The sequence below is a fragment of the Kitasatospora sp. NPDC057595 genome, from assembly GCF_042800875.1.
Taxonomy (GTDB): Bacteria; Actinomycetota; Actinomycetes; order Streptomycetales; family Streptomycetaceae; genus Kitasatospora.
Genome location: NZ_JBHVGL010000073.1, coordinates 1 through 1208 on the forward strand (window position 1 = coordinate 1; position 1208 = coordinate 1208).

Annotated in this window: 1 pseudogene; it reads left to right on the forward strand. The window is 69.6% G+C overall.

Annotation, left to right across the window (positions count from 1 at the left end):
- Positions 1-1208: pseudogene (gene carB, locus ACFU9E_RS35535) on the forward strand (carbamoyl phosphate synthase large subunit); the annotation flags it as partial.

Sequence of the window (1208 nt, forward strand, 5' to 3'; positions counted from 1 at the left end):
ACGCCGGCGTCGTTCGAGCCGACCCTCGACTACGTGGTGGTGAAGGTCCCGCGGTTCGCGTTCGAGAAGTTCCCGTCCGCGGACGCGACGCTGACCACGACCATGAAGTCGGTCGGTGAGGCGATGGCGCTGGGCCGTAACTTCCCCGAGGCGCTGCAGAAGGCGCTGCGTTCGCTGGAGAAGAAGGGCTCGCAGTTCACGTGGGCCGGTCCGGTGGGTGACAAGGCGGAGCTGCTGGCGAAGGCGGTGGTGCCGACCGACGGGCGGGTCAACACCGTGATGGAGGCGATCCGTGCGGGTGCCACGCCCGCCGAGGTGTTCGAGGCGACGAAGATCGATCCGTGGTTCGTGGACCAGCTGTTCCTGCTGGACGAGATCGCGGGTGAGCTGGCCGGGGCCGACGAGCTGACCCCGGAGTTGCTGCGGCACGCGAAGCGGCACGGTTTCTCCGACCAGCAGGTCGGCGAGATCCGTGGCCTCAAGTCGGACGTGGTGCGGGAGGTGCGGCACGCGCTGGGTATCCGCCCGGTCTTCAAGACGGTGGACACCTGTGCGGCGGAGTTCGCGGCGAGGACCCCGTACTTCTACTCCTCCTACGACGAGGAGAGCGAGGTCGCCCCGCGCACGAAGCCGGCGGTGATCATCCTCGGCTCCGGGCCGAACCGTATCGGGCAGGGCATCGAGTTCGACTACTCGTGTGTGCACGCCTCGTTCGCGCTCGCGGACGCCGGGTACGAGACGGTGATGGTCAACTGCAACCCGGAGACCGTCTCCACCGACTACGACACCTCCGACCGGCTGTACTTCGAGCCGCTGACGCTGGAGGACGTGCTGGAGATCGTCCACGCGGAGCGGCAGGCCGGTCCGCTGGCGGGCGTGATCGTCCAGCTGGGCGGGCAGACGCCGCTGGGTCTGGCGCAGGCGCTGAAGGACAACGGGGTGCCGGTGGTGGGCACCCAGCCCGAGGCGATCGACCTGGCGGAGGAGCGTGGCGCGTTCGGCCGGGTGCTGCGCGAGGCGGGTCTGCCGGCCCCCAAGCACGGCACCGCGTTCTCCTTCGCCGAGGCCAAGGCCATCGCCGACGAGATCGGCTACCCGGTGCTGGCCCGCCCGTCCTACGTGCTGGGCGGCCGGGGCATGGAGATCGTGTACGACGAGGCGTCGCTGGCGTCCTACCTGGAGCGCCACGCCGGTCTGATCTCCGAGCA